The 26,144-nt window shown below is 70.6% G+C and carries 29 protein-coding genes; 12 read left to right on the plus strand and 17 right to left on the minus strand.

Translation table 11 applies throughout. The features are described 5' to 3' along the window. Positions 1-16 precede the first annotated feature (16 nt). On the plus strand, positions 17-2,362 hold the full coding sequence (locus tag JKJ07_RS15620; protein WP_202992238.1) for an MMPL family transporter: 2,346 nt from the start codon (positions 17-19) through the stop codon (positions 2,360-2,362). On the opposite strand, the gene JKJ07_RS15625 is transcribed toward JKJ07_RS15620, so the two are convergent. Next, entirely contained in the window at positions 2,343-3,152 is an 810-nt protein-coding gene (locus JKJ07_RS15625; protein WP_202992239.1) for a class I SAM-dependent methyltransferase, read from the minus strand. The two genes, JKJ07_RS15620 and JKJ07_RS15625, sit on opposite strands and share 20 nt — an antisense overlap. Before the next feature lie 22 nt (positions 3,153-3,174). Between JKJ07_RS15625 and JKJ07_RS15630 the strand changes: the two genes are divergently transcribed. From JKJ07_RS15630 to JKJ07_RS15650, 6 genes are all read left to right on the plus strand, one after another. Next, a complete protein-coding gene (locus tag JKJ07_RS15630; protein ID WP_202992240.1) occupies positions 3,175-4,089 on the plus strand; it encodes a DUF5996 family protein in 915 nt (304 codons plus the stop codon). A gap of 226 nt (positions 4,090-4,315) precedes the next feature. Then, positions 4,316-4,873, plus strand: a complete 558-nt coding sequence (locus JKJ07_RS49820) for an aldose epimerase family protein (protein WP_236028992.1) — start codon at positions 4,316-4,318, stop codon at positions 4,871-4,873. Further along, the gene (locus JKJ07_RS49825; protein ID WP_307834279.1) at positions 4,858-5,295 is read left to right on the plus strand and encodes an aldose epimerase family protein; all 438 of its coding nucleotides are present in this window, start codon (positions 4,858-4,860) and stop codon (positions 5,293-5,295) included. The genes JKJ07_RS49820 and JKJ07_RS49825 overlap by 16 nt, the downstream gene beginning before the upstream one ends. Positions 5,296-5,308: 13 nt before the next feature. After that, a complete protein-coding gene (locus tag JKJ07_RS15640) occupies positions 5,309-6,433 on the plus strand; it encodes a sugar ABC transporter substrate-binding protein (RefSeq protein WP_202992241.1) in 1,125 nt (374 codons plus the stop codon). Beyond that, positions 6,426-7,436 carry an ABC transporter permease gene (locus JKJ07_RS15645; RefSeq protein WP_202992242.1) on the plus strand — a complete coding sequence of 337 codons (1,011 nt, stop codon included), beginning with the start codon at positions 6,426-6,428 and terminating at the stop codon, positions 7,434-7,436. Before JKJ07_RS15640 ends, JKJ07_RS15645 begins: the two co-directional genes overlap by 8 nt. Then, entirely contained in the window at positions 7,433-8,179 is a 747-nt protein-coding gene (locus tag JKJ07_RS15650; protein WP_202992243.1) for an ATP-binding cassette domain-containing protein, read from the plus strand. Before JKJ07_RS15645 ends, JKJ07_RS15650 begins: the two co-directional genes overlap by 4 nt. On the opposite strand, the gene JKJ07_RS15655 is transcribed toward JKJ07_RS15650, so the two are convergent. The 9 genes from JKJ07_RS15655 to JKJ07_RS15690 form a co-directional block, all read right to left on the minus strand. Then, positions 8,176-8,931, minus strand: a complete 756-nt coding sequence (locus JKJ07_RS15655; RefSeq protein WP_202992244.1) for an SAM-dependent methyltransferase — start codon at positions 8,929-8,931, stop codon at positions 8,176-8,178. The genes JKJ07_RS15650 and JKJ07_RS15655 overlap by 4 nt on opposite strands. Before the next feature lie 37 nt (positions 8,932-8,968). Further along, the gene (locus tag JKJ07_RS15660; protein WP_236028993.1) at positions 8,969-9,319 is read right to left on the minus strand and encodes a hypothetical protein; all 351 of its coding nucleotides are present in this window, start codon (positions 9,317-9,319) and stop codon (positions 8,969-8,971) included. A gap of 130 nt (positions 9,320-9,449) precedes the next feature. Then, positions 9,450-11,747 (minus strand): CHAT domain-containing protein, encoded by a 2,298-nt coding sequence (locus tag JKJ07_RS51735; protein ID WP_202992246.1) that lies wholly within the window; start codon positions 11,745-11,747, stop codon positions 9,450-9,452. 24 nt (positions 11,748-11,771) lie between these two features. Next, on the minus strand, positions 11,772-12,230 hold the full coding sequence (locus JKJ07_RS15670; RefSeq protein WP_202992247.1) for a hypothetical protein: 459 nt from the start codon (positions 12,228-12,230) through the stop codon (positions 11,772-11,774). Between the two features lie 9 nt (positions 12,231-12,239). Next, entirely contained in the window at positions 12,240-12,914 is a 675-nt protein-coding gene (locus JKJ07_RS15675) for a 2-phosphosulfolactate phosphatase (RefSeq protein WP_202992248.1), read from the minus strand. 46 nt (positions 12,915-12,960) lie between these two features. Then, positions 12,961-13,116: a DUF4241 domain-containing protein gene (locus tag JKJ07_RS52520; protein WP_498370753.1), complete on the minus strand. Its 156-nt coding sequence runs from the start codon at positions 13,114-13,116 to the stop codon at positions 12,961-12,963. A 1-nt stretch (position 13,117) separates the two neighbouring features. Further along, positions 13,118-13,759, minus strand: coding sequence for a hypothetical protein (locus JKJ07_RS15680; protein WP_202992249.1), 642 nt, complete (start codon positions 13,757-13,759; stop codon positions 13,118-13,120). A 66-nt stretch (positions 13,760-13,825) separates the two neighbouring features. Continuing rightward, positions 13,826-15,958: a hypothetical protein gene (locus JKJ07_RS15685; protein WP_202992250.1), complete on the minus strand. Its 2,133-nt coding sequence runs from the start codon at positions 15,956-15,958 to the stop codon at positions 13,826-13,828. Between the two features lie 28 nt (positions 15,959-15,986). After that, positions 15,987-16,643, minus strand: coding sequence for a DUF3632 domain-containing protein (locus JKJ07_RS15690; protein ID WP_202992251.1), 657 nt, complete (start codon positions 16,641-16,643; stop codon positions 15,987-15,989). A 102-nt stretch (positions 16,644-16,745) separates the two neighbouring features. Here JKJ07_RS15690 and JKJ07_RS15695 point away from each other — a divergent pair, with 102 nt between their 5' ends. Next, positions 16,746-18,542 (plus strand): immune inhibitor A domain-containing protein, encoded by a 1,797-nt coding sequence (locus tag JKJ07_RS15695; RefSeq protein WP_202992252.1) that lies wholly within the window; start codon positions 16,746-16,748, stop codon positions 18,540-18,542. 18 nt (positions 18,543-18,560) lie between these two features. Here JKJ07_RS15695 and JKJ07_RS15700 read toward each other — a convergent pair whose 3' ends face one another. Genes JKJ07_RS15700 through JKJ07_RS15715 form a run of 4 tightly spaced genes read right to left on the minus strand, consistent with a single transcriptional unit; the run spans position 18,561 to position 20,389 of the window. Continuing rightward, positions 18,561-18,761 carry a hypothetical protein gene (locus JKJ07_RS15700; protein WP_202992253.1) on the minus strand — a complete coding sequence of 67 codons (201 nt, stop codon included), beginning with the start codon at positions 18,759-18,761 and terminating at the stop codon, positions 18,561-18,563. Continuing rightward, positions 18,761-19,282 (minus strand): RNA polymerase sigma factor, encoded by a 522-nt coding sequence (locus JKJ07_RS15705; protein ID WP_202992254.1) that lies wholly within the window; start codon positions 19,280-19,282, stop codon positions 18,761-18,763. The genes JKJ07_RS15700 and JKJ07_RS15705 overlap by 1 nt, the downstream gene beginning before the upstream one ends. Further along, positions 19,266-20,198, minus strand: coding sequence for a hypothetical protein (locus JKJ07_RS15710; protein ID WP_202992255.1), 933 nt, complete (start codon positions 20,196-20,198; stop codon positions 19,266-19,268). The genes JKJ07_RS15705 and JKJ07_RS15710 overlap by 17 nt, the downstream gene beginning before the upstream one ends. Next, positions 20,195-20,389: a hypothetical protein gene (locus JKJ07_RS15715; RefSeq protein ID WP_202992256.1), complete on the minus strand. Its 195-nt coding sequence runs from the start codon at positions 20,387-20,389 to the stop codon at positions 20,195-20,197. Before JKJ07_RS15715 ends, JKJ07_RS15710 begins: the two co-directional genes overlap by 4 nt. Before the next feature lie 284 nt (positions 20,390-20,673). Here JKJ07_RS15715 and JKJ07_RS15720 point away from each other — a divergent pair, with 284 nt between their 5' ends. Genes JKJ07_RS15720 through JKJ07_RS15730 form a run of 3 tightly spaced genes read left to right on the plus strand, consistent with a single transcriptional unit; the run spans position 20,674 to position 23,170 of the window. Continuing rightward, positions 20,674-21,132 carry a hypothetical protein gene (locus JKJ07_RS15720; RefSeq protein WP_202992257.1) on the plus strand — a complete coding sequence of 153 codons (459 nt, stop codon included), beginning with the start codon at positions 20,674-20,676 and terminating at the stop codon, positions 21,130-21,132. Positions 21,133-21,149: 17 nt separating this feature from the next. Continuing rightward, on the plus strand, positions 21,150-22,661 hold the full coding sequence (locus JKJ07_RS15725) for a beta-N-acetylhexosaminidase (protein WP_202992258.1): 1,512 nt from the start codon (positions 21,150-21,152) through the stop codon (positions 22,659-22,661). 35 nt (positions 22,662-22,696) lie between these two features. Further along, complete coding sequence (locus JKJ07_RS15730; protein ID WP_202992259.1) at positions 22,697-23,170, plus strand: hypothetical protein; 474 nt, start codon at positions 22,697-22,699, stop codon at positions 23,168-23,170. Here the strand turns inward: JKJ07_RS15730 and JKJ07_RS15735 are convergent. Beyond that, entirely contained in the window at positions 23,149-23,706 is a 558-nt protein-coding gene (locus JKJ07_RS15735) for a TetR/AcrR family transcriptional regulator (RefSeq protein ID WP_202992260.1), read from the minus strand. The genes JKJ07_RS15730 and JKJ07_RS15735 overlap by 22 nt on opposite strands. A 61-nt stretch (positions 23,707-23,767) precedes the next feature. Between JKJ07_RS15735 and JKJ07_RS15740 the strand changes: the two genes are divergently transcribed. Further along, a complete protein-coding gene (locus JKJ07_RS15740; RefSeq protein ID WP_202992261.1) occupies positions 23,768-24,718 on the plus strand; it encodes an SDR family NAD(P)-dependent oxidoreductase in 951 nt (316 codons plus the stop codon). Here the strand turns inward: JKJ07_RS15740 and JKJ07_RS49835 are convergent. Both JKJ07_RS49835 and JKJ07_RS15750 read right to left on the minus strand, forming a co-directional pair. After that, the gene (locus JKJ07_RS49835) at positions 24,715-25,467 is read right to left on the minus strand and encodes a phosphotransferase family protein (RefSeq protein WP_202992262.1); all 753 of its coding nucleotides are present in this window, start codon (positions 25,465-25,467) and stop codon (positions 24,715-24,717) included. The genes JKJ07_RS15740 and JKJ07_RS49835 overlap by 4 nt on opposite strands. Continuing rightward, entirely contained in the window at positions 25,464-26,126 is a 663-nt protein-coding gene (locus JKJ07_RS15750) for a DUF1345 domain-containing protein (RefSeq protein ID WP_202992263.1), read from the minus strand. The genes JKJ07_RS49835 and JKJ07_RS15750 overlap by 4 nt, the downstream gene beginning before the upstream one ends. Between the last annotated feature and the right edge of the window lie 18 nt (positions 26,127-26,144).

The following is a 26,144-nucleotide window of genomic DNA, read 5'->3' on the forward strand; positions in this document are numbered from 1 at the left end:
CGAGAAAACCGGATCAATGGCTGAACTGCTGTACCGCCTGGGCCGCTTCTGCGCCCGCCGCGCCTGGACCGTCCTGACTGTCTGGCTCGTCATCCTGGCCCTCTCCGTCACCGGCTACTTCGCGTTCGGCGGGGTGCTGTCGTCGCAGGTGAACATTCCGGGCACGGCCACCGAGGAGGTCTCGGGCAAGCTGGCCGAGCGGTTCCCGAGCGCGAGCGGCGGCAACGGCGCGATCGTGTTCCACACCGCCGACGGGTCCGCGTTCACGGACGCGCAGCGTACGGGCATCACCGACCTGCTCGTCAGCACGCGTGACCTGGACGGGGTGGCGAACACGGTCGACCCGTTCGCCACCGCGGGGCAGCTGGCCGAGCAGCGGGCGCAGATCGACGACGGCCGCAAGAAGCTCGACGCCGGCCGCGAACAGGTCGCCGCCCTTCCGGCCGCGCAGCGCGAGGTGGCCGAGCAGCAGCTCGAGGCGCAGGCCACGACCCTCGACCAGTCGCAGCAGCTCATCGACATGTCGGCCAAGGTCCGTACGGTCTCGGAGGACAACACGGCCGCCGTCGCGCAGGTCGTCTTCACCGAGGCCCGGCTCGACGTCACGCCCGAGACCAAGGAGAGCGTCGTCGACCACGTCGGCGCGGGCGTGCCCGACGGGGTCGAGGCCGAGTTCTCCAACGACCTCACGCAGGGTGTGCCCGAGATCCTCGGCGTGGGCGAGGTGGCCGGCGTGGTGATCGCCGCCATCACCCTGATGATCATGCTGGGGGCGATCGTCGCGGCCGCCCTGCCGATCGTCAGCGCCCTGGTCGGCGTGGGCATCGGCGTCACCGCGGCGCTGTCGCTGAGCGGCGTCGTGGAGATGCTCTCGATCACCCCGGTGCTCGGCGTCATGCTCGGGCTGGCCGTCGGCATCGACTACTGCCTGTTCATCCTCAACCGGCACCGGCGGCAGCTGCTCGACGGCGTGGACCTGCACGAGTCGATCGGGCTGGCCAACGGCACCTCGGGCAACGCGGTCGTCTTCGCCGGCTCGACCGTGCTCGTGGCCCTGCTCGCGCTGAACGTCACCGGCATCGGCTTCCTGGGCATGATGGGCACGGTCGGCGCGATCTGCGTCGCCGTCTCGGTGCTGCTGGCCGTCAGCTTCACCCCGGCCCTGCTGTCGCTGCTGGGCACCCGGATCCTCAGCCGCAAGGCCCGCGCCACCATCGGCCACACGCACCACCGCCAGGGGCCGAGCACCCCGATGAGCACCGGCCGTGCGGTGCTGACCGTGATCGGCGGCCTGGCCGTCCTGCTCGTGATCGCCGTGCCCGCCCTGTCGATGCGGCTCGGCCTGCCCGACGGCAGCTCCGAGGCCGAGGATTCGACGCAGTACCAGGCGTACAAGGTGATCGAGGAGAAGTTCGGCGCCGGCGTCAACGGGCCGCTGCTCGTGGTGGCCGACAACCCGCAGCCGGTCACCGAGCAGGCCCGCGTGGTCGGCGAGCAGGTGCGCATCGCCGACGTGCTGCTCGCGCAGAAGGGCGTGGTCGCGGTCGCGCCGATCGGGCAGTCCGAGGACAAGACGCTGTTCGCCTTCCAGGTGATCCCCGAGGACGGCCCGTCCAGCTCGTCGACCGAGCAGCTCGTCCGTGACCTGCGTGACTTGTCGCCGCTGCCCACCGACGTACGGCTGGGGGTGGCCGGCAGCGCCAGCGGCAACATCGACATCTCGGAGCAGCTGGCCGACGCCCTGCCCGGCTATCTCGGGCTCGTGCTGGGCCTGTCGCTGATCATCCTGATCTTCGTGTTCCGGTCGATCCTGGTGCCGCTGACCGCCACGCTGGGCTTCATCCTGTCGCTGTTCGCCACGTTCGGCGGCCTCACCGCGATCTTCCAGTGGGGCTGGCTGGGCGGCGTCTTCGGCGTGCACGACCCCAACCCGGTGCTCAGCTTCCTGCCCACGATCCTGATCGGCATCCTGTTCGGGCTGGCCATGGACTACCAGCTGTTCCTGGTGTCGGGCATGCGCGAGGCCTACGCCCACGGCGCCTCGGCTCGGCTCGCCGTGCGGCAGGGTGTGCACGCCGGCCGTACGGTCGTGGTCGCGGCGGCCATCATCATGATCGCGGTCTTCGGCGGGTTCATCTTCTCCAACACGGCCATCATCCGCTCGCTCGGCTTCGGCCTGGCCTTCGGCGTGCTGACCGACGCTTTCCTCGTCCGCATGCTGCTGATCCCGGCCGTCATGCACCTGCTCGGCCGTTCGGCGTGGTGGATCCCGCGCTGGCTGGACCGGCTGCTGCCCAACGTCGACGTCGAGGGGGCGGCTCTGGAGCGCCGTCACCCGACTGTCACGTCCGATAAAGGTTGAGGCGGTAGGCGCGGGTCTGCGGCAGCAGCTTGATCAACCTCATGATCATCCGGTATGCCCGGGGCAGCTGCCGCAGCACGTCGGGTTGCGCGCCGACAGTGGCGGTCTCGACGAGCCGCAGGCCCGGGTGCCAAGCCTTCAGTGCCCGCGGGTCGTCACAGGCCCACTCCAGCGAGGCCGACATCTTGCGCAGCGCGTCGTGCCGCTTCTGGTTGCGGATGATCCACTCGCCCCACGTGTCGAAGGCGATCAGGGCGCCGGGGAACTCGGCGGCGATCCGGGCCACCGAGGTGCGCGCGTCGGCCTCGCTGAGATAGATCAGCACGGCCTCGGCCACGAAGAAGTACGGCCCGGGTTGCCGGCGGACGACTTCCAGCCAGTCGCCGTCGACGACCGAGCCGCTGACCATCACCCGCCGGTCGGTCTCGGTGAAGAACTTGCGCCGCAGGGCCATCGAATCGGGCAGGTCGAGGTCGACCCAGTGGCAGGAGCCGTTGTCGAGCCGCTCGAACCGGGTGTTGAGACCCGCGCCGATCTCGACCACGGTGCCGTGGGGGTGGTCGTGCAGGAAGTCGGCGACCCAGTGGTCGAACACCATGCCGCGCAGCACCGAGCCGGCCAGGCTGCGGCCGCCGTCGAACTTGGCGAAGTCGTAGTCGATCGACTCGACCAGGTCGACCGCGCGCGGATCCCGTACGAGGGGGTGGGCCTTGCGGGTCTCGACGGCCCGCCCGTAGAGCGGAATCAGCATCGTCTCCTGCGCCGGTCCCAGCTCGACCCGTTCACCCATGGCGTCAACCTACTCTTGAGCGGTGAGCGACGAGATCAACGCGAAGTGGCCCCGGCTGCGGGTGGCCGACTGGACCGGCACCAAAGACACGCTGCACATGTGGACGCAGATCGTCGGCAAGGTGCGGATGGCGTACGCGCCGCCGGTGAACCACTGGTGGCACGTCACGCTCTACCCGACCGCGCGCGGCCTGAGCACGTCGGGGATCCCGTACGGGGAGGGAATTTTCGACGTCGAGTTCGACCTCGTCGAGCATCAATTGCGGATCCGTGCGAGTGACGGCCGGGCCGCCGGGGTCAAGCTCGAACCCAAATCGGTGGCCGCCTTCTACGCCGAGACGATGGGGGCCCTGGCCTCGCTGGGGATCGAGCCGAGCATCCACGCCGTGCCCAACGAGGTCGAGTCCGCGATCCCCTTCGCCGAGGACGAGACCCATTGCTCGTACGACGGTGTGGCCGCGCAGCTGTTCTGGCGGCAACTGCTGCAGGCCCAGCGGGTGTTCGAGCGCTTCCGGAGCGAGTTCGTGGGCAAGGCCAGTCCCGTCCACTTCTTCTGGGGCGCGATGGACCTGGCGTACACCCGCTTCTCCGGCCGGCAGGCGCCGCCGCATCCGGGTGGCGCGCCCAACTGCCCGCCGTGGGTGATGCAGGAGGGCTACTCGCACGAGCTGGCCAGCTTCGGCTTCTGGCCCGGCGGGGGCGACGAGGGCGCCTTCTACGCGTACGCCTATCCCGAGCCCCCGGGCTATGCCGAGCGCAACGCCGCCTTCTACGACCACGACCTGCGCGAATGCGTGCTGCCGTACGAGACCGTGGCCGGCTCCGCCGATCCGGAGCAAACCTTGCTGACGTTCCTGCGCTCGACCTATCTGGCCGCCGCCGACCTGGCCGACTGGGATCGGCCCGCGCTCGAGACCTTGCGGAGCGACGCCGAATAACACATGTTCACGTTCACCTTTTGGTGAGAAGCGATGGTCGATCGGGGGATAGGCCCCGATCGACCATCGTGCTTACGGTCCGGATCGAACTCGTTGTCTTCGACCGTGCTCCTTCCCCGAGCCGGTCTCGTCTGAGCCGGCATCCGGTCGTCCTCTCCGGAACCGGCGCAGGCTGCTCCCGCCACACCGTGGCGGTGTGGCGTCCTGTCCCATGAGACGAGGCGACATGCCAACTTCACATCGCACCTCCCGCCCGGCCCCGACGGCGCTCGTCCGTGCCGGAATCGTCCTGCTGCTCGCGCTGGGCCTCGGCCTGGCCGGAGCATCGTCGTCGCAGGCGGGCGGCAAACCGAGCATCACCAAGGAGCCGTACGGCAGTGTCGGGGGCCGGGCCGTCGACCGCTGGACGCTGACCAACGGCAAGTTCCGCGTACGGATCCTGACGTACGGCGGGATTCTGCAGACCGTCGAGACGCCCGACCGGCACGGCAAGCTCGCCAACATCACGCTGGGCTTCGCCACCCTCGACGGCTACGTCACGTCCAAGAACCCGGCCTACTTCGGCGCGCTGATCGGCCGTTACGGCAACCGGATCGCCAAGGGCAAGTTCACGCTGGACGGCCGGACCTACCAACTGCCGATCAACAACGACCCCAACAGCCTGCACGGCGGCACCACCGGCTTCGACAAGCGGGTGTGGACGGCCGCGCCGGTGCCGGACGGGCTGCGGTTGACCTACGTCAGCAAGGACGGCGAGGAAGGCGATGCGTGGACGCCACGCTGATCCCGACCGGCACGCTCGCCGCGGTGGCGGGCACGCCGATGGACTTCCGCAAGCCCACGGCGATCGGCGCCCGCAACCGGAGCACGTTCCAGCAGATCGTGTTCGGGCGGGGCTACGACCACAACTGGGTGCTCGACCGCCGGGGCAGCGGGCTGCAGGTCGCCGCGCGGGTCTCGGATCCGGGCAGCGGGCGCACCCTGACCGTGGCGACGACCGAGCCGGGAATCCAGTTCTACGGCGGCAACTTCCTCGACGGCACCCTGTACGGCACCGGCGGTCACGCCTACCGCCAGGGTGACGGCCTGGCCCTGGAGACCCAGCACTTCCCGGACTCGCCCAACCACGCGAACTTCCCCTCGACCGTGCTCCGCCCGGGGCAGGTCCTCACGTCGACCACCGTCTACCAATTCGGCACCGCGTAAGCGAAAGGCTGAGATGAACGAGAAAGTCGAAGAGGCAGTATCCACATTGGATCTCCCAGCTGCTTCGCGGCGGCGCTTGCTGACCGGGGCCGGCCTGTTCAGCGCCTCGCTGGCCGCGGGCACCCTGCTCAGCGCGTGCAGCCCGGACAAGCAGGCCAGCGCGGCGGGCGCGTTCGGCAACTTCCCCGAGACCCCGAAATGGAAGTTCACCTTCGTCAACCACGTCACCACCAACCCCTTCTTCACCCCGACCCAGTACGGGATGGAGGACGCGGCCACGCTGCTCGGCCTCGAGAAGCCGCAGTGGACGGGCTCGCAGAACTCGATCGTGGGCGAGATGGTCAACGCGCTCAACACCGCCATCAGCGCCAAGTCGGACGGGCTGGCCGTGGCCGTCGTCGACAAGGACGCCTTCCGGGCCCCGGTCGACCAGGCGCTCGACGCGGGCATCCCGGTGGTGTCCTACAACGCCGACGGCGCCCGCGGCGACCCCGGCACCAACCGGCTGGCCTACATCGGGCAGGGCCTGTACGAGTCCGGCTACGCCCTGGGCCAGCGGGCGCTGCAGACCGTCAGCTCGGGCGACGTGGCCGGCTTCATCGCCACGCCCGGGGCGCTCAACATCCAGCCCCGCATCGACGGCGCCCAGGCGGCCTTCAAGGAGTCGGGCAAGCCGGTGACGTTCACCCCGGTGGCGACCAACGCGGACGTCACCAAGGGACTCTCGATCATCGACGCGTACGCGCTGGGTCACGCGAACCTGAGCGGGATGCTCGCCGTGGACGCGGGCTCGACCGCCTCGATCGGGCAGGTCGCGAAGAAGTACAACATGCGCTCGAAGAGCCTCAAGGTGGCCGGCGGCTTCGACCTGATCCCGGAGTCGCTGACCGGCATCAAGGAGGGCAGCCTCGACTACACGATCGACCAGCAGCCTTACATGCAGGGCTTCCTGCCGGTGCTGTTCCTCTATTTCTACAAGTTGTCGGGCGGGCTGATCGCGCCCAGCGAGACGAACACGGGCCTGCTGTTCGTCACCAAAGACAACGTCACGCCTTATCAGAACACCAAGACGCGGTACGAGGGCTCGACGACCGACAAGGTTCTCGTGCCCCGGAACGGGCCGATCGCGCATGAGTGAGACCGCCGCCCCCGCGCGTGGGCTCCCGGTCGTCGGCCGGGCCCTGTTCGACGGCTTCGTCCGCCGGCGCGAGGCGAGCGTGCTGCTGGTCGCCCTGGGGTTGATGTTCTACTTCAGGGCGACCAGCGACGTCTTCCTCAGCCGCGACAACCTGGTCAACATCGCCCAGGCCACGGCGCCCACCGCGATCGTGGCCGTGGGCATCGTGCTGCTGCTGGTCAGCGGCGAGATCGACCTGTCGGTGGGGATCGTGGCCGCGTTCGCGCCGTTCCTGCTGCACTTCGCGATCGACTTCTACGGCGTGCCGGTGCTGCTCGCCTTCCTGCTGGCGCTGGCCCTGGCCGCGGGCATCGGCCTGATCAACGGCTTCATCGTGACCCAGCTCAAGGTGCCGTCGTTCGTGGTCACACTGGGCACGTTCTTCGCCGTGCAGGGCCTGCTGCTGATCACCTCGCACGCCTATCCGGTGCCGATCCCCGAGGCGGCCAAGGGCACATTCCAGACGTGGCTCGGGGCCGGTCCCTGGGCCAGCATCACGTGGGCGATCCTCATCGTCGCGGTGTTCCACATCATCCTGACGAACACGCGGTGGGGGCTGCACACGATCTCGGTCGGCGGCAACCCGGTCGGCGCCACCGAGGCCGGGATCCGCGCCTCCCGCATCAAAATCGGCAACTTCATGATCACCAGTACGCTCGGCGGCCTGGCCGGGATCATGGAAGCGTTCCGGATCAACACGATCGACCCCAACATCGGCGGCGGCACGACGCTGACCTTCGCCGCCATCTCGGCCGCGGTCATCGGCGGCACCGCGCTGGCCGGCGGCTCCGGCACGATCATCGGGGCCCTGCTCGGCGCGCTCGTGCTGGCCGAACTGCAGAACGGCTTCAACCTGATCGGCTACAGCGCCAACACGATCTTCCTGATCCTGGGCCTGGCCATCCTGGTCTCGATGATCGCCAACCAGTATCTGTCCCGGCTGCGCAGGGCGGGGCGATCATGAGCACGGCCGCTCTCGAGGTGCGCGCGGTGGCCAAGCGCTTCGGTGCGCTGACCGCTTTGCGTGACGTCACCCTGCACGTCGACCCGGGCGAGGTGCTCGGCCTGATCGGCGACAACGGCGCCGGCAAGTCCACCCTGATCAAGATCTTGTGCGGCTTCCACCGGCCGGACACGGGCCAGATCCTGGTCAACGGCGACGAGGTCACGCTGCGCAGCGTCGACCACGCCCGCTCGCTCGGCATCGACGCCGTCTATCAGGACCTGGCGCTGGTCAACGAGCTGTCCGTCTATCACAACATGTTCCTCAACCGCGAGCTCGTGCGGTGGCCGCTGCTCAACAACCGCAAGATGCGCCGCCGGGCCGAGGAACACCTGCGGGACATGGGTGTCGACCTGCCCGACGTACGGGTCGAGGTGGCCAAGCTGTCGGGCGGGCAGCGGCAGGCCATCGCGGTCGCCCGCTCGGTCTACTCCGACGCCCGGGTGCTGCTGCTCGACGAGCCGCTGGCGGCAATGGGAGCCAAGGAGGGCGCGATGATCCTCGACCTGATCCGCGACCTCAAGGAGCGCGGCCGGGTCTCGGTGATCATCATCGCCCACAACTACGCACAGGTGCTCGACGTCTGCGACCGCGTCAACCTGCTGCAACACGGGCGGATCGCCTTCGACAAGCGGGCCGCCGACACGTCCCTGGAGGAGCTGACCGACCTGGTGGTGGCCGAATACCGGCGCCGCCGAGCTTAGGGCCGCCGGGCGATCCCGGCGTACATGGAGACCTCGGCGGCGTCGGGGCCCTCGTCGCGCCACTGGGGGAGGGGGACGACGCCGGGCGGCAGCACGTCGAGGCCGTCGAAGAACTTCGCGACCTCGGCCTGCGAGCGCAGCCGGCCCGCGCCGTGACGGCCGGACGTGATCGACGCGACGACCTCGGGCGGCAGCCAGTCGCCCGAGGCGTGCGAGACGGCGACGTAACTGCCGGGCGGCAGGGCCTCGACGAAAGAGCGGACCAGCCCGTACGGGTTGTCGTCGTCGGTGATGAAGTGCAGCACGGCCAGCAGCATCAGGGCGATCGGGCGGTCGAAGTCGAGCGTCTTGCGGGCCTCGGCCAGGATCGTGGCGGGGTCGCGCAGGTCGGCGTCCACGTAGGAGGTGGCCCCGGTCAGCAGGGCCCGGGCGTGGGCCAGCACGAGCGGGTCGTTGTCGACGTAGACGACGCGGGCCTCGGGCGCGATGTGCTGGGCCACCTCGTGCGTGTTGCCGGCCGTGGGCAGCCCGGTGCCGACGTCGAGGAACTGGCGTACGCCCTCGGACTCGGCCAGGAACGTGACCGCCCGGCGCAGGAAACGCCGGTTCTCGACCACGGCCGTGCGGATGCCCGGGAACTGGGCCGCGATCGCGTCGCCCGACTCCCGGTCGGCCGCGAAGTTGTCCTTGCCGCCGAGCCAGTAGTCGTAGCGGCGGGCGGGGTGCGGCACGCTCGTGTCGAAGGCGCTCATGCGCGGGATCTTAAACCCGGCTGCCAATCGACTGTGTCTAGTCCGGGGTGACCAGGCCCTGCAGGCCGACCACAATGGCGATCAGGCCGAAGATCGCGAGCAGCAGCGCCGGCGGCGTACGGCGTTTGGTCAGGCGGTCCCACAGCAGCGCCACACCGACGAGGATGCCGACCACCTCGAAGTGGAAGACGCGCGGCCCGTCGAAGATGTGCACGAGCAGATAGAAGCCGCCCGCCACGAGGGCCACGATGCCGACGATCCAGCCGAACGGCGCCACCCGGTCGGCGGCGCGGCCCAGGGAGTCGCCCGCGCGTGGCACCCGGCGCAGCAGCGAGATGGCGAGCAGGAACCCGCCCACGATGTTGGCGAGGTCGAGAAGCAAAGCCATGATCACGCCGCTCGATATACCCGGGAGCGCTCCCACGGGAAACCTGCTAGACCGGCTCGCCTGGTGTATCGCTTCCGGTGGCGGTTCTCAGCGGCCGGCTCGCCCGCTGCATCGCTTCCGGTGGCGGTTCTCAGCGGCCGAAGTGGATCAGCCCCGCCCAGTCGGCCACCGGCCGGTGCAGCGAGGCCAGCTGGGCCTTGCGCAGCGCGTCGACCGGCCGCTCCCCGGCCGCGATGTGCTCGTGGAAGAGCAGCATCAGCTCGGACACCGCCCGGTCGGGCAGGCTCCACTGCGCCGCCACGACCGCGCCCGCCCCCGCCGCGAGGAACGTGGCGGCCAGGCTGAACGCCTCGTCCCAGCCGCGCCCGGAGACGGCGGTGCGACAGGCGGCCAGCACGACCAGGCCGGGCCGCCGTCCGTTGCGGGTCGCCGTGGCCAGGCGGTCGGCGCTGAGCTGCTCGCCGCCGTCCAGCAGCAGATAGGCCTGGTCGTCGCGGACCCCGCCGTGGCAGGCGAGATGCAGCACGCCGCCGGCCGCCGCGTCGTCCCCGGCCAGCCACTCCTCGACCTCGGCGGCGCTGCCCCGGCCGTCGGCACCCTCGGCGGGACGTCCGACGTAACGGGCGTGCGGGAAGAAGCGTTCGTGGATCGTCTGCGCCTCGACGCGGGCGCCGGGCAGGTCGGGGGCGGCGTCGCCGGTGTCGGGGTCGCCCACGATCAGGGCCGGGCCGCTCGTCTTGGGCTCGGCCGAGGCCGCCCGGCAGAGCATCCGGGCCGACGGCGCGTACGAGATGGTGGCCCGCTCGATCGCCCATCCGTCGGCCGAACGCGCGGCATGCCACGCCACCCGGCCGAGCTCGCCCATCGGGATCAGCACCAGCCGCGGCTCCCGCCCGGCGAACGGCCCGTCGAGCAGCGGCCCGATCGCGGCGGTCCAGGCCCAGTCGGCGTCGTCCGGCGTCTCGGCCGGTCCCAGCTCACGGATCCCCAGCGGCTGCGGCTTTGGCTGGGGCTGCGGCTCCGGCTCGCGGTCGGCCGGGCTCGCGGTCGCCTTGTCCGGCGGGTCGGTCAGCCCCGGCAGTTCGAGGATCGTCGCCGGGCCCTGCGCCGGGACGATGACCGCGTGCCCCACCTGCTCGTCCTCCGGCACGAGATAGACCAGCGCGTCGGCCCCCACCGCGGTCAGCGCCGCCCGCACCTCCTCGCCGGTCGGTGGGTCGAGCAGCCGGCGCGGTTCGACCAGCCGCTCGAAGACCGCCCGGCGCAGCGCGGCCGGCTTGGCCTCGAGCCCCTCGGGCAGCGCGGCCCACTGCCCGGCCAGGTCGTCGAAGCCCGCCTCGGCCAGCTGCCGCGGCACGTCCCGGGTCTCGGTCGTCGCGTTCAGGATCAACGCCCGGCCCGCCTCCAGCGCCGCCGCCGCGCCCTCCGCGTCCCCGTCGTCGCTGTGCCACCCGGCGACCTCCAGCGCATCGGTGGCCGCCCAGGTCACCACGGCCGCGGCGGCGGCGGTGTGCGCCTGCATCAGCACCTGCCACATGTGCCCGCGCAGACCCTCGACGCCGACCGCGCGGGCCTCGTCGTTGCGCCCGGCCAGCCGATAGCCCAGACCCAGCCGCAAGCAGATCAGCGCCCAATGCGGCTGCCCCGGCCAGCCCGCCAGTTCCCGCGCCTCCTCCAGCAGCGCAATACCCTCGGCCGCGTCGCGCAGCGCGCCGGACATCGGCCGCAGCGACATCCGGGTCACCAGCCGGGCCACCCCGCGCGGCGCCTGGCTCGTCGCCCAGGCCCGGTTGAGCAGGGCGTCGGCCAGCATCAGCAGGTAGTGCGGCCGCTGCGGGTCACCCTCGGCGGCGAACCGGACGGCCATCCGGAAGTCACGGATCGCGAGCCAGTCCTGAGCGGGGTTGTCCTGGGCACTGCTGAGCAACCCGATCTGCGCCAACAGGAAGGCACGCTCGATGGGCGACAGCTTCTCCCGTATGGCGTCCCGGCGTAGCTTGTTGATCACCTTGGGATCCACCGTTTCGCGTGCCGTGAGCAGCCGCGCCGCCAGCTCGATCGGCGCCGACGCCCCGACCTCCGGCGGCGGGAGGAACCGAGCTCCCCGCTTCCGGGTGACGTGCTGCGCCATGTAGTCGGCCAGCTTGCCGATGGCGTCGAGTTCCTCGTGCACCAGCGAGCCCTCAGGAAGCCGGGCCCGCAGCTCCGCCAGCCGGGCCGGCAAGCCCATCAGCGTCGCGACGTCCCGATGCTGATAGGCGGTCAACAGCTCGCCCAGCACCCGCAGCGCCGCGAACTCCTCCGGCTCCAGGTAGGCGGCCATCCCGTCGAGGGCCTTGGCCAGGTCCTCGGCACCGACTCCGGTATGCCCCTGAACGATCGCGCCGAACACCCGCTGAAACTCGGCCAGCGCCTCCTCAAGACTCACACCCTCTACTGACGGACCGCCGAGCTAGTCCCCCACGCCGGAGCCGACGATCACGAAGGTGCCCGGATCCAGGCGCATCATGGTCAGCCTGACCTCGCGCGGCCACCAGCGGGTCGGCTCGCGCCAGGCGCACTCGACGATCGTGGCCGCGGGGTTGTCGGCGCAGTCGCCGACCTGTTCCCAGTGGTCGAGCTGCGTGGCGACGAGCTGCCGCGACTGCAGCCACGGCGAGCCGGCCGGCATCGCGTACGTGCGGACGGTGGCCTCGCCGCGCTCGTTGCGCAGGCCGCGGGCGATGAGGGTGGCCCGATCGGCGACGTCGCGCTCGTACCCCGGCGGCGTGGTCGCCCCCGCGGGCGGAGCGATCGCCCGCGACTCGCCGGCGGCCCGCCACCGTACGAGGGCAATCGCGGCAACCGCGAGGACGACGACCAGCAGAAGCCCCGCACCAGCGGCGACCAGGCGCCGTCGACCGATTCGCACAACCGGAGTCTAGGCAGCCCGCACCACTACGTGATCCGCCCTGACCGCACCGACCATCGCGAAACCGCACCGGTCCACGTCGCAGCAGAACGGCAGGTCCCAGGCGAGGTCGACGCGCTCGGCCACCGGAAACCGAGCCGAGGCGCGCGCGTGCTCGGCGGCGCCCGCCCGCACTCCCGCGACCAGGTCGTCCCGGCCCGGCGCGGCCCCGCGGAGCAGGCCGTCCAGATACTCCGCGCAGGCCCGGTCCTCGCGCGTCCGCCCGGTGCAGATCAGGGTCCAGGGCCGGCCGGGATGGTTCGCCGTGATCCAGCGCGCGGTGGCGCCGACGTTGACCGCCGACATCGCCAGCAGCGCCGCCGCGTCCGGGCTTTTGGCCAGCCCCCGGGTGCCGTTCGAGGTCGTCTGGATGAGCCGGCGACCGTCGACCAGCGCCGCTGACATCTCGGCCGGCGAGTTCCCGAGGTCGAAGTCCGCCGGCTTGAGCCCACCGACCTCACCCATCAGCAACCGATCCGGGTGCTTACGCCGCAGCTCCCGCCCCGCATCAGCCGACGCCGCACAGGCGATTTCCGTGGCACCCCGCTCGAAGGCGACCGCGGCCGTGGTGAAGGCCCGGATGACATCGATGACGACAACAACCCGCCCGGCCGGAACCACGGCGTCCATACCCACGATCGACACGACTCCGATGCTTCGCCACCCGCCGCCGCCCCGCAACGCCTTCGCGTCAGGACGAGCCGGGCTCCGGCTCCGCGAGCATCGCCATGTCGACCATGAAGCAGCCGACGTCTCCGCTCGCCGTGCGCCCGATCCACACCGGATAACCGCCGTCGCCATAACCGGTTCGGCCCCTCCCATCCACCCGCCCGGCTCGCGGCGGCATGCTAAGCCACCCACCACCAGCCGTCGCCTACTTCGCGTTGGGCGTGGCCGAAGTCGCCTGAGGCGGTGGTGATTTGGGTGTCGGGGGTGGGCGGCTCGGTGAGGTAGGCGAGGCCGGTTCCTGATTCGGCTCGCCAGTTCTGCCAGAGCTGGACGAAGAGCACCTTGTCGCCGGCGTAGGCGTAGCCGGACGGGGAGAGGGAGCGGACGTCGGCCGGCAGGGCCACGATGTCGTGCAGGCGGCCGGCCCGGTAGTCCGCGGCCAGGCCGGCCAGCGCGGCGCGGTGGGTCCGGTATTGGTGGTCGACGTAGTTGGCCTCGAAGTCGCGCGGGACGGCGGCGATCCCGGCCGCGACGGCCAGGAGCAGGCTGACCGCGGCGACACCCCACGAGCCGCGCGCCACGGCGATCAGGATGACCGCGGTCGACACCAGCGTGGCGAGCAGGAAGGCGGCCATGAAGACGGCCAGGCCGAGATAAGGGCCGCCGAGCGCGGGCGTGCGGCCGAGCCACCACACGGGGAACAGCAGCAGCCAGCCGGAGGCGCCGAGGACGACCCGGAGCAGGCCGCGACGGCTCCACAACCGGAGTCGCGCCACGGCGGGAGCCTCCGGCTGGTCGGCCGTCTCCCACAGGAATGTCATGGTCGCATCGTGCGCTCACGGCCGGCGCGGGCGGAAGGCAGCACACACAACCTCCACACGATCTCCCTACCTGCTGCCGGCGGCGGGCAGCATCAGCTCCTGGCTGGGCCGCTCCCAGATCACGCTGGGGTCGTTCAGCTGAGCGCCGTGCCACATCTGCACCTCGATGGTCGGGTCACGCAGCACGCCGTTCTCCACAGTGGCCACGGTTCCGGTGGCCAGGCTGAAGCCGCGCAGGTTGAGCGCGGTCAGGGAGTTGCCGGGCGGGGGCTTGGCGGGCAGCAGGGCGTCGGCCAGCAGCACCGCGTCCCACGCCGGGATCAGGTACGTGCCCAGGTCGTTGGCGCGGCACGGGCGGCTGGTCAGCTTGACCGAGGCGTCCAGCGGGCAGGCGTCGGGCAGCTGGCCGTCGACGATCCCGCTGGCGCGGTCGGCGCAGGCGAAGGGGCGGCCCTCAAGCCGTACGAGGGAACTGTGCTTCTCGATCTGAGCACCCAGGACCCCGTACGCGTCGGGGGTGAGATCGGCGCATCCGGGCCCGCCGACGTTGTAGTTGACCGGCCAGTCGGCGGTGCTGACCGCGCGCAGCTGGTAGTTGGCCATGAAGCGGCTCACCGACACGTCCGCGATCACCAGCCGGGGCCGGGAGTGGCCGCACAGCTCGTTGACGCGCTGCACGAACTCGGCGAAGCGGGTCCAGCGGTCGGCGAAGTAGAGCACGGCCGGGGGAGCGGTCTTGTCCGACAGGCAGACCGAGTCGTCGAGGCGGTCCAGGGCGGGCACGTGCCGGGCGGTGGCCGGGGCCTGCTCCCGTACGGCGGAAAGAAGGTCGTTGACCAGCGACGTCGTGTACTGGTCGGTGGGGTTGGGCTGCTGGTAGACGTCGAGCCGGAAGCCCTTCGGGTACGCGTGGGCCAGCCGCTCGACCGCGTCCTGGGCGTAGCGCAGGTTCGACGGGGCGAGCTGCAGATAGCCGGGCCGGTTGACGAACGGCTCGCCCGGCCCACCCAGGTCGGCCAGCAGGTTGGGCGCGATGACCGGGATCTGAGCGTCGAGCAGCCGGTTGATCGCCTGCTGGGTGACGTCGCGGCTGTCCCCGCCGCCCACCACGACCACCCGCTCGCCCAGGGCGGGCCGGCGGTCGATGATCAGCTTGGCCACGTCGTCGGCGTGCGTGACGTCCTGGGTGGCGTCGGCGATGACCACGTGCAGCTTGTGCTCGGTGGTGTCGTCGATGTGCGACTGGGCGTAGAGCAGGGCCCGCAGCTGGTCGCGCTCGGACGGGTAGTCGCGGCCGTCGGCGCAGCGGGCCGGGTCACCCTTGAGCGGCTCGCAGGAGAGCGCGCCCAGCCACACGACGGTCAGGTCGCCCCGGCTCAGCGGCTCGTTCTGCTCGAGGATCTTGCGCTGCAGCGTGCTGGTGACCGGGTCGCGGCCGAAGGCGTCGGCGGCGAACACGCCCGCGTCGGCCGTGTCGAGCAGGCCGTAGCAGCGGTCGCCGTCCGTGGTCGCCCGCAGCACCGTGATGCCGGTCGAGGTGGGCAGCGTGTAGCAGTTGTGCACGACGCCGGGCAGCCACTCGGCGCGGGTCCAGCCCAGGAAGCTGATCAGCAGGGTCAGCACGGCCAGCACGGCGTGGTGGGTGGTGGTCAGCGCGGGCTGGCGGACCAGCGCGACGAGCTTGTCGGAGATGACGATCGGCAGCACGATGGCGGCCACCGAGACGCCCAGGGCCCGGGCCTCGGTGCTGCCCGCGAAGATGTCGGCCACGAGCACGGTGGCCAGCGCGAAGATGACGGCGATGCCGCCGAGCAGGGCGACCAGCTTGAGGTCGGCGGTGAGCAGGGTGGCTACGACGGCCAGCACGACGGCGATCAGGATCGTGCCGACGCCGACGTAGCCGGTGATCGCCGCGTGCACGATCAGCACCAGCAGGGCCAGCACGGCGGCCTGGCGGGAACGGGAGCGACCCAGCCAGCCGGCCTTGTCCTCCGCCGGGCCCGAGGTCAGCAGCGGTTTGACCCACCCGACCAGCCACAGGACACCCCACAGCGCGACCGTGCCGGCCACCACCACGACCACCGCCCACCAGCCGGACGAGCCGGAGAACAGGGCGCGGGCCAGGATCAGGACGGCCAGGACGACGGCGGCCAGGCGCAGCAGGGTGTCCCCGGTGAGAAGCGCACGCAGATACCGCATCGGCCTCCCTGAGCTACTGAATGGACACTCAGGGTAGGAGGAGCTTGCCAGCCTTTCGCGCGGCCCGCAGACCCCGTACGGCCACTGGGTCGCCGCCGCCGGCCAGCCCCTCGAGCCGGCTCAGCCAGAACGTCCAGCGCGGCAGGTTGTAGCCACCCTCGGAGAGGCCCTCGCGCTCGGCCAGCTCGTGCAGCCGGCCGGGCCCGGGCCCGAAGGTGCGCCGATGCCGGGTCGCGGTGGCCAGCTCGGCGCCGCACTGCTCGAACCACTCGACGGCCGCGGGCAGGTGCTCCGACGGTTTGGCGAACGTCTCCAGCGCCGTGCCGATCGACCACAGCCCGAACAGCGAGAAGTCGACGCCGGCGGCGGTCAGGCGGGCCGCGAAGCTGTTCAGCCGCGTCCACGACTCGACGCTGCGGTCGTCCGGCGGCACCAGATTCCACTCCTCCCGCATCTGCGCGCCGAACACCGGCAAATCACCGAAAAGCCGCCGCCCACCGATCTTCACACCCTCCACCGCGGTTTCCCGTACGCCGGTGACCAGCGCGACCAGTTCGTCGAGGCGCTGCTCGTCGGCCTCGGCGGCGGCGTCGGTGACTCCCTGCCACAGCTCCCAGAGCAGGCCCTCGAGCGTCCGCTCGGTAGCACCCGCCGCGGCCGCCTCCACGATGCCATGTATCGACATATTGAGATGCATGAGATTTTATGATCCCGACCCGAGTCGGAAACGGAGTTCCGCAAGCGTGCTCACTGTCCGGCTGACCTCTGAACGTTTGAGGAGTGTTCCTTGAAACAACGTACCGCTGTGCTGGCCGCCGTCTCCGCCATCGCGGTGACCGCCGGCCTCACGGCTGCCCCGGCGTCCGCCGCACCCGGCGCCGACGCCGCCCCGGCCGCCGTCGAAGCCTCGCTGGGTGAGGACAACCTCCCGCACCCGCTGGGCGAGGAGCGCGAGGCCGCCCGGGCCGAAGCCCTCGAGAAGCTCATCGCGGGCGAGGTCAAGAGCGAGAGCCGTACGGGCTCCGAAGTGATCAAGCTCGGTCAGGGGCGCTTTGTCGAATATCGCAAGAAGGAGACGAAGACCGACCCGATCCTGACGTTCCTCGTCGAGTTCGGCGACCAGGTCTATCCGGCCGCCGGTGGCACCGCCGGACCGCTGCACAACCAGATCGCCCAGCCCGACCGGGCCAACGACAACTCGACGATCTGGGCGCCGGACTTCAGCCCCTCGTACTACAAGAAACTCCTGTTCGACAAGAAGCAGGAGTCGATGACGACGTTCTACTCGAAGCAGTCGGGCGGGCGCTACACGGTCGGCGGGGACGTCTCGGAGTGGGTCAAGCTGCCCTACAACGCGGCCCGCTACGGCAGCAACGAGATCGGCGAGGACGACGGCTACTGGAACTTCGTCAAGGACAGCGCCACCTCCTGGTACGAGTCGCAGGTCGCCGCCGGGAAGACGCCGGCGCAGATCAAGGCGTACCTGAAGACCTTCGACGTGTGGGACCGCGACGACTTCGACAACGACGGCGACTTCAACGAGCCGGACGGCTACATCGACCACTTCCAGGCCATCCACTCCGGCGAGGGTGAGGAGGCCGGCGGCGGCGCGCAGGGCACCGACGCGATCTGGTCGCACCGGTGGTACGCGTACTCCGACCTGGAGGGCACCGCGGGCCCGGCGAACAACCTGGCCGGCGGCGTGCAGATCGGCGACAGCGGCTTCTGGATCGGCGACTACACGACCGAGCCGGAGAACGGCGGCCTCGGCGTCTTCGCCCACGAGTACGCCCACGACCTGGGCCTGCCCGACCTGTACGACACGGCCGGCGGCGACAACGGCACCGGCTTCTGGACCCTGATGTCGGCCGGCTCGTGGCTGGGCCGCGGCGCCCCGACGATCGGCTCGACCCCCGGCTACATGGGCGCCTGGGAGAAGATCTGGCTCGGCTGGTCCAACTTCGTGACCGTCAAGCCCGGCAAGGCCAAATACGTCACCCTGGGCACGGCCGCCAACGGCGAGGGCGTGCTGCCCCAGGCCGTGGTGGTGCCGCTGGCCGACGGCTCGTACTACGCGGCGGAGTACCGGACGTACACCGGCTACGACGAGGTGCTCAAGACCGGCCCGTACAACTGGGGCTGGCAGGACACCCGGCCCGACTGGGCGGAGCGCTTCCCCTATCAGGACGGCCTGGTCGTCTGGTATGTGAACCCGGCCGTCGGCAACAACAACACGAGCCGCCACCCCGGTACGGGCCTGGCCCTGCCGGTCGACGCGCGCCCCACCCCGATCGTCTTCCCGGACGGGGTCAACCTGGGCAACCGCCGCCAGCCCTTCGACGCGTCGTTCGGCCTGCAGAAGACCGACCCGGTGACGTTCCACCGCAACGGCGCCGCGGTCTCGGTGCCCCGCCAGCCGGCGATCCCCGCCTTCGACGACTCGGACCCGCTGCGCTATTGGAACGCCGCCAACCCGCAGAACTCGGTCAAGGTGGCCGGCGCGGGCGTCAAGCTCGAGGTCAAGACCCAGATCACCGGCCTGATCCCGCTGATGACCCTGAAGGTCACCCCGCCCAAGGCGTGACCTGGACCGGCATCCCCGTCACCGGACCCCGGTGACGGGGATGCGCGGCCGGGTGCTGGCGACGACGTTGGCCGCCAGCCGGCCCGAGAAGCGGGTCCACCAGCGGGTGTCCAGGCCGGGCGAGGAGGCGACGACCTGGCGGAAGACGTCGTCGACGATCGGGGTGGGCAGGGTGACCTCCTGGGCGGCCCAGGCCCGGAGGGTGTCGTCGAGATCCATCACTGCTCCACGTCGTCGTAGGTGCTGAGGGCTTCGGCCAGCGTGCGGCGGGCCAGGGAGAGCCGGTAGCGGACGGTGCCGGCCGGGACGCCGAGCGCGGTGGCTATCTCGGCGCTGGTCAGCCCGCCCGCGGCGGCCAGGGTGAGGGCGACCCGTTGCGGCTCGGGCAGCCGTTTGATCGTCTCGGCCACGACGGCGACCCGTTCCGCGGCGAGCACGGAGGCGCTCGCGGGCGCGGCCACCTCGACCGGCTCGGCGCGCAGGACGGCGTCGGCCGCGGCCCTCGTACGGGAATGCCTGTGCTCGTCGATCGACAGGTTGCGGGCGACCGTGAAAAGCCACGCCCGCTGCCCGTCGTCCGCAAGCCCCGACAGCTCGGGGAACCGCCGCCACGCCCGCAGGAACGTCTCCTGCATCAGGTCGGCGGCCAGCCAGCGGTCGCCGGTGCGCCCGGTGAAGTAGGCGTGGACCGCCGTCCGATGCGCGTCGTAGAGCTCACGGAACTCAGCCCCGCGATCCATCATCGACCTGGATCTGCCCGTAGATGTCTGTGGCCAGCACCTGAACGGCGGGCACGGCCGCGGCCGGCGCCAGCACATCACCGAGCACGACGATGTCGGTCACGTGCTCGCGCAGCAGGTCGGCCGTGACCCCGGGCCCGATCGTCAGGTCACCCAGGGAGATCAGGCTGACCGGGTGGTCGAGCAGGCGGAAGTAATCCGGACCGAGCTCGATGTCGTCGAACAGCACCCGGGGGTCGCCGGAGCGATACCAGATCGTCTGGCCCTGGATGTCCATCCGCGTCTCGAGCTCGCCCTGCGCCGCCTCGGGCGCGATCACCTGCCCGGCCACGAAGATCTGGCCGTAACCGATCGCCCCCACGGCACCGGTGATGATCACCTGTCCGGCCGCGATCAGGATGTCGCCCGGCTCGCCGCTGTGGTTGGCCAGCGCGCCCCCGGTCAGCCGCACCTGCCCGCTGAGCATCTTGACGTGCGGCCCGGACTGCCCCTCCTGATAGCGGTAGTAGGTGACCGTCCCGGCCCCGCCTCCGAGCACCCGCCCGAGCGCCGCCTCACTGCCCCGCGGCGCGAACACCGACCCGACCACGCTGATCCGGCTCGGCAGCTCGCCCGTGACCAGCCCGGTGACCACCAGTACGCCGACCACGACCAGCATCTCGCCCGGCGCCCCGATGCCGTCCCCACCCACCACCAGCGGCCCGACGTGCACCCTGGCCTTCAGCCCCTCCGGCACATAGATCGTGGCCCCGACGTCCGAGACCGAAATTCCCGCGTACGCCCCGGCCAGCGCCTCGGGCAGCACGACCGCGCCGACCCCGCTGATCCGGGTGATCGCGGCCAACTGCTCCGGGCTGGTCAGGTGGCTCAGATCGAGCACACCCTGGCCCTCGATCACGCCTCGCTCGTCGGTCATCGTGCCACTCCCGCCACGCCACGTCCGGCCTCCGGCCACAGGCGCTCCGCCCCGGCCATCAGCCACTGTGCCAGCACGATCCGATGCCGGCCCACCGCTGGTTTGTCATCGCTCTGCGGGCTCCGCTGCCTGAGCTCGGCCTCCCGCTGCAACTCCTTCATCCGCACCGTCGCGAGCAGATAAACATCCATCATCCGTCTCACCCCTCTCACCCAGTACTACGGACGAGCGCGAGAAGTGTTGGGTCCGAATTCCTCGATCAAGCCGACGAGCGCCTCCCGAAGGTCGTCGAGAGCCGCTTTCTCAGTGCTGCCCTCACCGTGCGCCCCGACGCCGGGCCGCAGTCGCGCGTGAGCACACCAAACGCCGTCCTCGTCCCGCTCCACGACAACCGGCACAGCCGACGGATTCTCGAGGTGCACGCGCATGACTATAGTCGTGCGACCACTAGGGACAACCTGATTACGATCCGCGGATGATTGAAGCGCCCGTGTCGTTGGCCGAGTTGCCTAGGCGTGTCTGGACCGAGGATGAGTGGCGGCGGATCGCGCGGGGTTACACGGCGCGGGACATGGATGAGAAGTGGGATGTGGCCGTCGAGGGGGCGGTCGCGCATCTGCATCGGAGCTGGACCGGCAATCGGATCTTCGAGGTGACGTTCGAGCCCGTTGCGGGTGGGCGGCGGATCTCGGCGGTGACGGTGGAGTCCGATCCGTCGCGCTACCGCCGGAGCGGCGATCGGTACGACTGCGTGCTGATCGAGGTCGTGATCAGCTACTTGCTGCTCGGGGAGGATGCCGCCGAGCTGCGGGCGGAGCTGGCGGGTGCCGCAGAGCGGCCCGAGCTGATCCTGCATCGCGACATCGGCCTGCGGGGTGAGCCCCGCGACGGTCTCGCGGGTGACCGGCAGGAGTCTTCACAGATCGAAGAGTGACTATGTACGGTCGGAGGATGCGGACTCGTCTGGCTGTGTTTCTCGCAGGTGTTCTGCCGTTGACTGTGGTGGCGGCTCCGGCTCAGGCTGCCCCGCCCACGGTGGCGCTCGGCAGTGTCATTCCGGCGCCGGTCGACGTGCGGCCGAGTGGTGGTGGGTTTCGGATCACGGCGCGCACCGTGATTGAGGCGCCGGCCGCCGCGCGGGGTGTTGCCGAGCAGCTGGGGGAGGCGTTGCGTCTGCGGGTGGTGGGTCACGCTCCACCCCGTACGGGGAAGATCGCTCTTGAACTGGGGAAGGTGAACGGGAAGCCGGAGAGCTATCGGCTGACCGTCGACAAGCGCGGTGTCACGCTGCGTTCGGCCACTACGGCGGGGCTGTTCAACGGCGTGCAGACGTTGCAGCAGCTCGTGCCGGTGAGCGGGCCGCGGACCATCGCCGGTGGGGAGATCATTGACTACCCGCGGTTCGGGTATCGGGGGACGATGCTTGACATCGCGCGGCACTTCCACACGCCTGGTGAGATCAAGCGGCACATCGACGAGATCAGCAAGTTCAAGGTCAACTATCTGCATCTGCACCTGTCGGACGATCAGGGCTGGCGCATCCAGATCGACTCGCGGCCGAGGCTCACGACTGTCGGCGGGGCGGCCGGCACCGGGGTCGACGGGGTGGGCGGCGGCTTTCTGACCAAAGCCGACTACCGCGACCTGGTGCGCTACGCGGCGAGCCGGCACGTGACGATCGTGCCCGAGATCGACATGCCGGGGCACGTGAACGCGGCGCAGGTGGCCTACCCCGAGCTGACCTGCGACGGGGTCGCGCCGCCGCCGCGTACGGACACCGCGGTCGGCTACAGCTCGCTCTGCATCGGCAGCGAGACGACGTACCGGTTCGTCGAGGACGTGGTGCGCGAGCTGGCCGAGATGACGCCCGGCCCGTTCATCCACATCGGCGGCGACGAGGCCCACGCGACCACGCAGGCCGACTACCTGACGTTCCAGAAGCGGGTGCTGCCGCTGGTCACGAAGTACGGCAAGACCGCGTACGGGTGGAACGAGATCGCGGCGGCGCCGGAGGCGAACGTGGCGGTGGCCCAGTTTTGGAGTTCGGCCACGCAGAACCCGGCCGTGGCGGCGGCGGTGGCCAACGGCACCAAGGTGATCATGTCGCCGGCCAACCTGGCGTACATCGACCAGAAGTACGACCCGACAACCCGGCTCGGGCTGAGCTGGGCGGGCTACATCGAGGTGCGCAAGGCGTACGACTGGGACCCGGGCACGCATGTCACGGGCGTACCGGAAAGCGCTGTGCTCGGTGTCGAGGCCCCCCTTTGGTCGGAGACGCTGCGCAGCCTGGACGACATCGAATACATGGCGTGGCCGCGGCTGGCCGGGATCGCCGAGCTCGGGTGGTCGCCGGCCCGGGACTGGGAGTCGTTCCGGACGCGGCTGGGCGCCTATGGGCCGCGGTGGGCGGCTCGGGGCGTCGACTTCTACCGGTCACCGCAGATCGATTGGGCGAGCTGACGGAACCCTAGTGGCGGCGGCGGTGTCTGCAGGATATGAGGACACTTGCCGTCGCCGCTGCCGTCCTGACGCTGGCCGGCTGCACAGCCACGACCCAACCGGCTGAAACCCCGTCGACCGCTGCTGCGAAGTGCGGCGAGACCGTACGCACCACAGCTCTGCCCGAGTGGGCCCGCGCCGGTTTCAACTGGGACGGCAGCGGCATCAAGCACGTCTACGGCGCCAAGGGTGAGATCCTTGCCGTGCTCTTCGGCTATCCACTGAGCAGCCCGCCCGGTCCCGACCGCGGCAACAAGATCCTCTGGGTGGCCCGCGACCAGTACGAGCACGGCGACCTGACGATCACGGCCGAGCTGGCCGGCGGCACCGCACGGGCCGAGCAGAAAGTCAGCGGCGGCCCCGGCCCGTCGATCGTCGACCTGCCCCAGCCCGGCTGCTGGCACGTCACGCTGACCTGGCCCGGCCACACCGACACGATGGACCTGACCTACGGCGTGCCCACGTCGTAATAAAGGAGCAGGTCGACGGCGATCGTCATCCGCGCCTTGAACTCGGCCCGCGTGGCCACCTCGTGCTTGATGCCGCCGGCGGTGCTCCGCAGGGTGCGGGCCAGGTCGTCGGCCCGGGCCCCGGGCAGCGCGCTCGTGACCATGGCCAGGAAGCGCTCGGGATAGTCGGTGACCATCGGCCCCAGCAAACCTGGATTGGTCTCGATCAGCACGGCGACCTCGCTCGCCATCGCCCCGACATAGCGGCCGGTCCACAGGTCGAAGGCCTCGATCAGCCGGTCGCGCAGCGGACGCCCGGCATCCTCCAGGACGCCGGCCGCCGTGGCCAGGTCGCTCTCCAGGGCGTCGACGGCGGCCGCCCGGAACAGATTTTCCTTCGACGAGAACAGGAAATACAGGCCGGGCCGGGAGATCTCGGCGGCTCGGGCGACATCGTCCATCGACGTCTTCCGGTATCCGTAGCGCGCGAACGTGGTGAGGGCGACCGACAGGACGTGCTTCCGGCGGGCGCTGTCACCCTGCTCCCCGACCGTCATGCCGCTACTGTAACAACTATGTTTACTAGACAGTTCTAGCTTAGTTTGTATAGTTGCCGCCATGGGCACACCGCGGGAATTGATCACCACTCGCTTCGACGCGAGCAGCACCGCCGACGACGTGGTGGCCGGCGTCGACCTCACGGGCGTCCGGGCCGTCGTCACCGGCGCCTCGTCCGGGATCGGGGTGGAGACCGCCCGCTCTCTCGCCCGGGCGGGCGCCGAGGTCACGCTGGCCGTTCGTGACGTGACCGCCGGGGCCAGGGTCGCGGCGGGGGCCGTTCAGGTGCGGGCGCTCGACCTGCTCGACCGGTCCTCGATCGCGGCGTTCGTCGACGGCTGGTCGGGGCCGCTGCACCTGCTGATCAACAACGCCGGCGTCTTCCTCAGCCACCTGCACCGGACCCCGGAGGGCTGGGAACAGCAGTTCGCGGTCAACCATCTCGGGCACTTCGCCCTTAGCCTGGGCCTGCGCGGGTCGCTCGCGGCGGGGGCGAGTGAGCGCGGCGGGGCCCGGATCGTCGCGGTCAGCTCGACCGCCCACATGAACTCGCCGGTGGTCTTCGACGACATTCACTTCGAACGGCGCCCGTACGATCCGCAGGCCGCCTACGCGCAGTCCAAGACGGCCACCTCGCTGTTCGTCGTCGAGGCGTCGCGCCGGTGGGCCGGGGACGGGATCGTCGCTAACGCCGTCAATCCGGGTGGCGTGTCGACGGGGCTGCAACGAGACTTCACGCCCGAGCAGAAGGCCTATCTGGCCGCGGCCGAGGCGGCGGGAGCGTTCACTTACAAGACCGTCCAGCAGGGGGCGGCCACGACGCTCGTCGCGGCGGTCGCCCCGGAGTTCGCCCGCACCGGCGGCCACTACCTCGACGACGGGCGTGAGGCGTACACGGTCGCCGACGACGCCGACCTGTTCGGCCACAGCCATGGCGTCAAGCGGTGGGCGCTCGATCCCGGCGCCGCGGCGAGGCTGTGGACGGTGTCGCTGGAGATGATCGGTCGTTAGGCATCGGCGGCGAGCAGGCGGCCCCGCGCGCGGATGCGGTCGTTGCCCTCGGGGGTGTTGTAGCGGGCGTACTGCGGCCACAGGAACACGAGCATCGCCAGCTCCTCGGCCCGGATCGCGCGTCGCAGCGCGTCGTCGGCGGGATAGAGCTCGAGCGGAACCCGTACGCCGGCCGGGGTGGCTCGCACGCTCAGCAGGGCCAGATCTGAGGACGCGCGCCCGGCGCCGGTCGACTGCCAGTCGCAGAAGACCAGGGTGCCATCGTCGACGGTGATGTTCTCGGTGTGGCAGTCGCCGTGGATGAAGACCCGCCTGGCGGCTTGGAGCGGCTCGACCTCGGGCGGTGTGCCCCAGAAGTCGCGGATCAGGGCGATGTCCGGCTGTGCCATCGCCTCGGCCAGCGGGTCGGGGGCGTCCCACGGCGGCGGCGGTGTCGCGTGCAGGGCCGCCAGCGCGCCGAGCAGGTCGGCCCACATCGGCGTCGTCCACTGTGTCACGTCGACCGTGGTGCCGGCCGCCGATAGGAGCAAAGTGCTGTCTCGGTGGTCCAGCAGGCGCGGGGTGCGTACGGGGACGGTCAGCGAACGATAGAAATCCAGCTCGGCTCGATTCGTGCCGACCTTGAGGAACGCGGGGCCGCCGTCGGCGGTGGTGACCGGGTGGACTCCGGCGCCCGAGCGCGATTCCAGCCGTCCCGACCCGTCGCGGGACGAGACCCGCATTGCCGCCATGGCCTCGGCGGTGTTCACGGCTTGGAGATGTACGTGGTCAGGATGGTCACGGCCACCGCCAGGATCAGCGTGTTGAACAGGAAGGCCGACACCCCGTGCACGAGCACCTGACGGCGGATCCGGGTCTGGGTGACCTCGACGTCGGTGGTGCCGAAGCTCGTGCCCACCGCGACCGAGAAATACGCGAAGTCGACGATGCCGGGCTCGGCGTCCCCCGGGAAGCTCAGCCCGCCGCGCTGCGCGTACATCCCCAGGTAGGCGATGGCGAACCCCGTCTGCAGCACCAGCCAGCACGTCACAACCGCGACGATGCTGACCAGGAGCACCAGCCCCGGCGACGTGCCCAGGTCGCGCGCCTGCGGCATCGCCACCACCGTGGTGACCATCGCCACCGAGGCCGCCGCCTGGGAGAACTGCTCGGGTGCGGTGGCCAGCAGGCGGTCGGTCGTGGTCTGCCGCCGCGAGGCCAGCGCGATCGCCCGGACGACGGCCGGGTCGCGCCGCCGGTAGGTCAGCCAGGTCAGCGTCAGGTAGGCGGTCGCGTAGAAGTCCCAGCCGGCGATCCATTTCACCAGGTAGTCGCCGGGGAGCAGCAGGCCGAACAGGAAGAAGGGCAGGGACAGGAACTGCCGGGACGACTCGCGGGTCCACCAGCGCAACGGGTGAGTTCCGGGCATGCCGGAGACTATGCCGCA

Source organism: Paractinoplanes lichenicola (assembly GCF_016785085.1).
In the GTDB taxonomy this organism is placed as follows: domain Bacteria; phylum Actinomycetota; class Actinomycetes; order Mycobacteriales; family Micromonosporaceae; genus Actinoplanes; species Actinoplanes lichenicola.

Bases quoted from the DNA above. Each gene is read 5' to 3' on its own strand.
- JKJ07_RS15620 (WP_202992238.1), top strand. From the start codon at position 17: ATGGCTGAACTGCTGTACCGCCTGGGCCGCTTCTGCGCCCGCCGCGCC.
- JKJ07_RS15625 (WP_202992239.1), bottom strand. From the start codon at position 3,152: ATGGGTGAACGGGTCGAGCTGGGACCGGCGCAGGAGACGATGCTGATT.
- JKJ07_RS49820 (WP_236028992.1), top strand. From the start codon at position 4,316: ATGCCAACTTCACATCGCACCTCCCGCCCGGCCCCGACGGCGCTCGTC.
- JKJ07_RS15640 (WP_202992241.1), top strand. From the start codon at position 5,309: ATGAACGAGAAAGTCGAAGAGGCAGTATCCACATTGGATCTCCCAGCT.
- JKJ07_RS15645 (WP_202992242.1), top strand. From the start codon at position 6,426: ATGAGTGAGACCGCCGCCCCCGCGCGTGGGCTCCCGGTCGTCGGCCGG.
- JKJ07_RS15650 (WP_202992243.1), top strand. From the start codon at position 7,433: ATGAGCACGGCCGCTCTCGAGGTGCGCGCGGTGGCCAAGCGCTTCGGT.
- JKJ07_RS15655 (WP_202992244.1), bottom strand. From the start codon at position 8,931: ATGAGCGCCTTCGACACGAGCGTGCCGCACCCCGCCCGCCGCTACGAC.
- JKJ07_RS15660 (WP_236028993.1), bottom strand. From the start codon at position 9,319: ATGGCTTTGCTTCTCGACCTCGCCAACATCGTGGGCGGGTTCCTGCTC.
- JKJ07_RS52520 (WP_498370753.1), bottom strand. From the start codon at position 13,116: ATGCCGCCGCGAGCCGGGCGGGTGGATGGGAGGGGCCGAACCGGTTAT.
- JKJ07_RS15680 (WP_202992249.1), bottom strand. From the start codon at position 13,759: ATGACATTCCTGTGGGAGACGGCCGACCAGCCGGAGGCTCCCGCCGTG.
- JKJ07_RS15685 (WP_202992250.1), bottom strand. From the start codon at position 15,958: ATGCGGTATCTGCGTGCGCTTCTCACCGGGGACACCCTGCTGCGCCTG.
- JKJ07_RS15690 (WP_202992251.1), bottom strand. From the start codon at position 16,643: ATGTCGATACATGGCATCGTGGAGGCGGCCGCGGCGGGTGCTACCGAG.
- JKJ07_RS15700 (WP_202992253.1), bottom strand. From the start codon at position 18,761: ATGGATCTCGACGACACCCTCCGGGCCTGGGCCGCCCAGGAGGTCACC.
- JKJ07_RS15705 (WP_202992254.1), bottom strand. From the start codon at position 19,282: ATGGATCGCGGGGCTGAGTTCCGTGAGCTCTACGACGCGCATCGGACG.
- JKJ07_RS15710 (WP_202992255.1), bottom strand. From the start codon at position 20,198: ATGACCGACGAGCGAGGCGTGATCGAGGGCCAGGGTGTGCTCGATCTG.
- JKJ07_RS15715 (WP_202992256.1), bottom strand. From the start codon at position 20,389: ATGGATGTTTATCTGCTCGCGACGGTGCGGATGAAGGAGTTGCAGCGG.
- JKJ07_RS15720 (WP_202992257.1), top strand. From the start codon at position 20,674: ATGATTGAAGCGCCCGTGTCGTTGGCCGAGTTGCCTAGGCGTGTCTGG.
- JKJ07_RS15725 (WP_202992258.1), top strand. From the start codon at position 21,150: ATGCGGACTCGTCTGGCTGTGTTTCTCGCAGGTGTTCTGCCGTTGACT.
- JKJ07_RS15730 (WP_202992259.1), top strand. From the start codon at position 22,697: ATGAGGACACTTGCCGTCGCCGCTGCCGTCCTGACGCTGGCCGGCTGC.
- JKJ07_RS15735 (WP_202992260.1), bottom strand. From the start codon at position 23,706: ATGACGGTCGGGGAGCAGGGTGACAGCGCCCGCCGGAAGCACGTCCTG.
- JKJ07_RS15740 (WP_202992261.1), top strand. From the start codon at position 23,768: ATGGGCACACCGCGGGAATTGATCACCACTCGCTTCGACGCGAGCAGC.
- JKJ07_RS15750 (WP_202992263.1), bottom strand. From the start codon at position 26,126: ATGCCCGGAACTCACCCGTTGCGCTGGTGGACCCGCGAGTCGTCCCGG.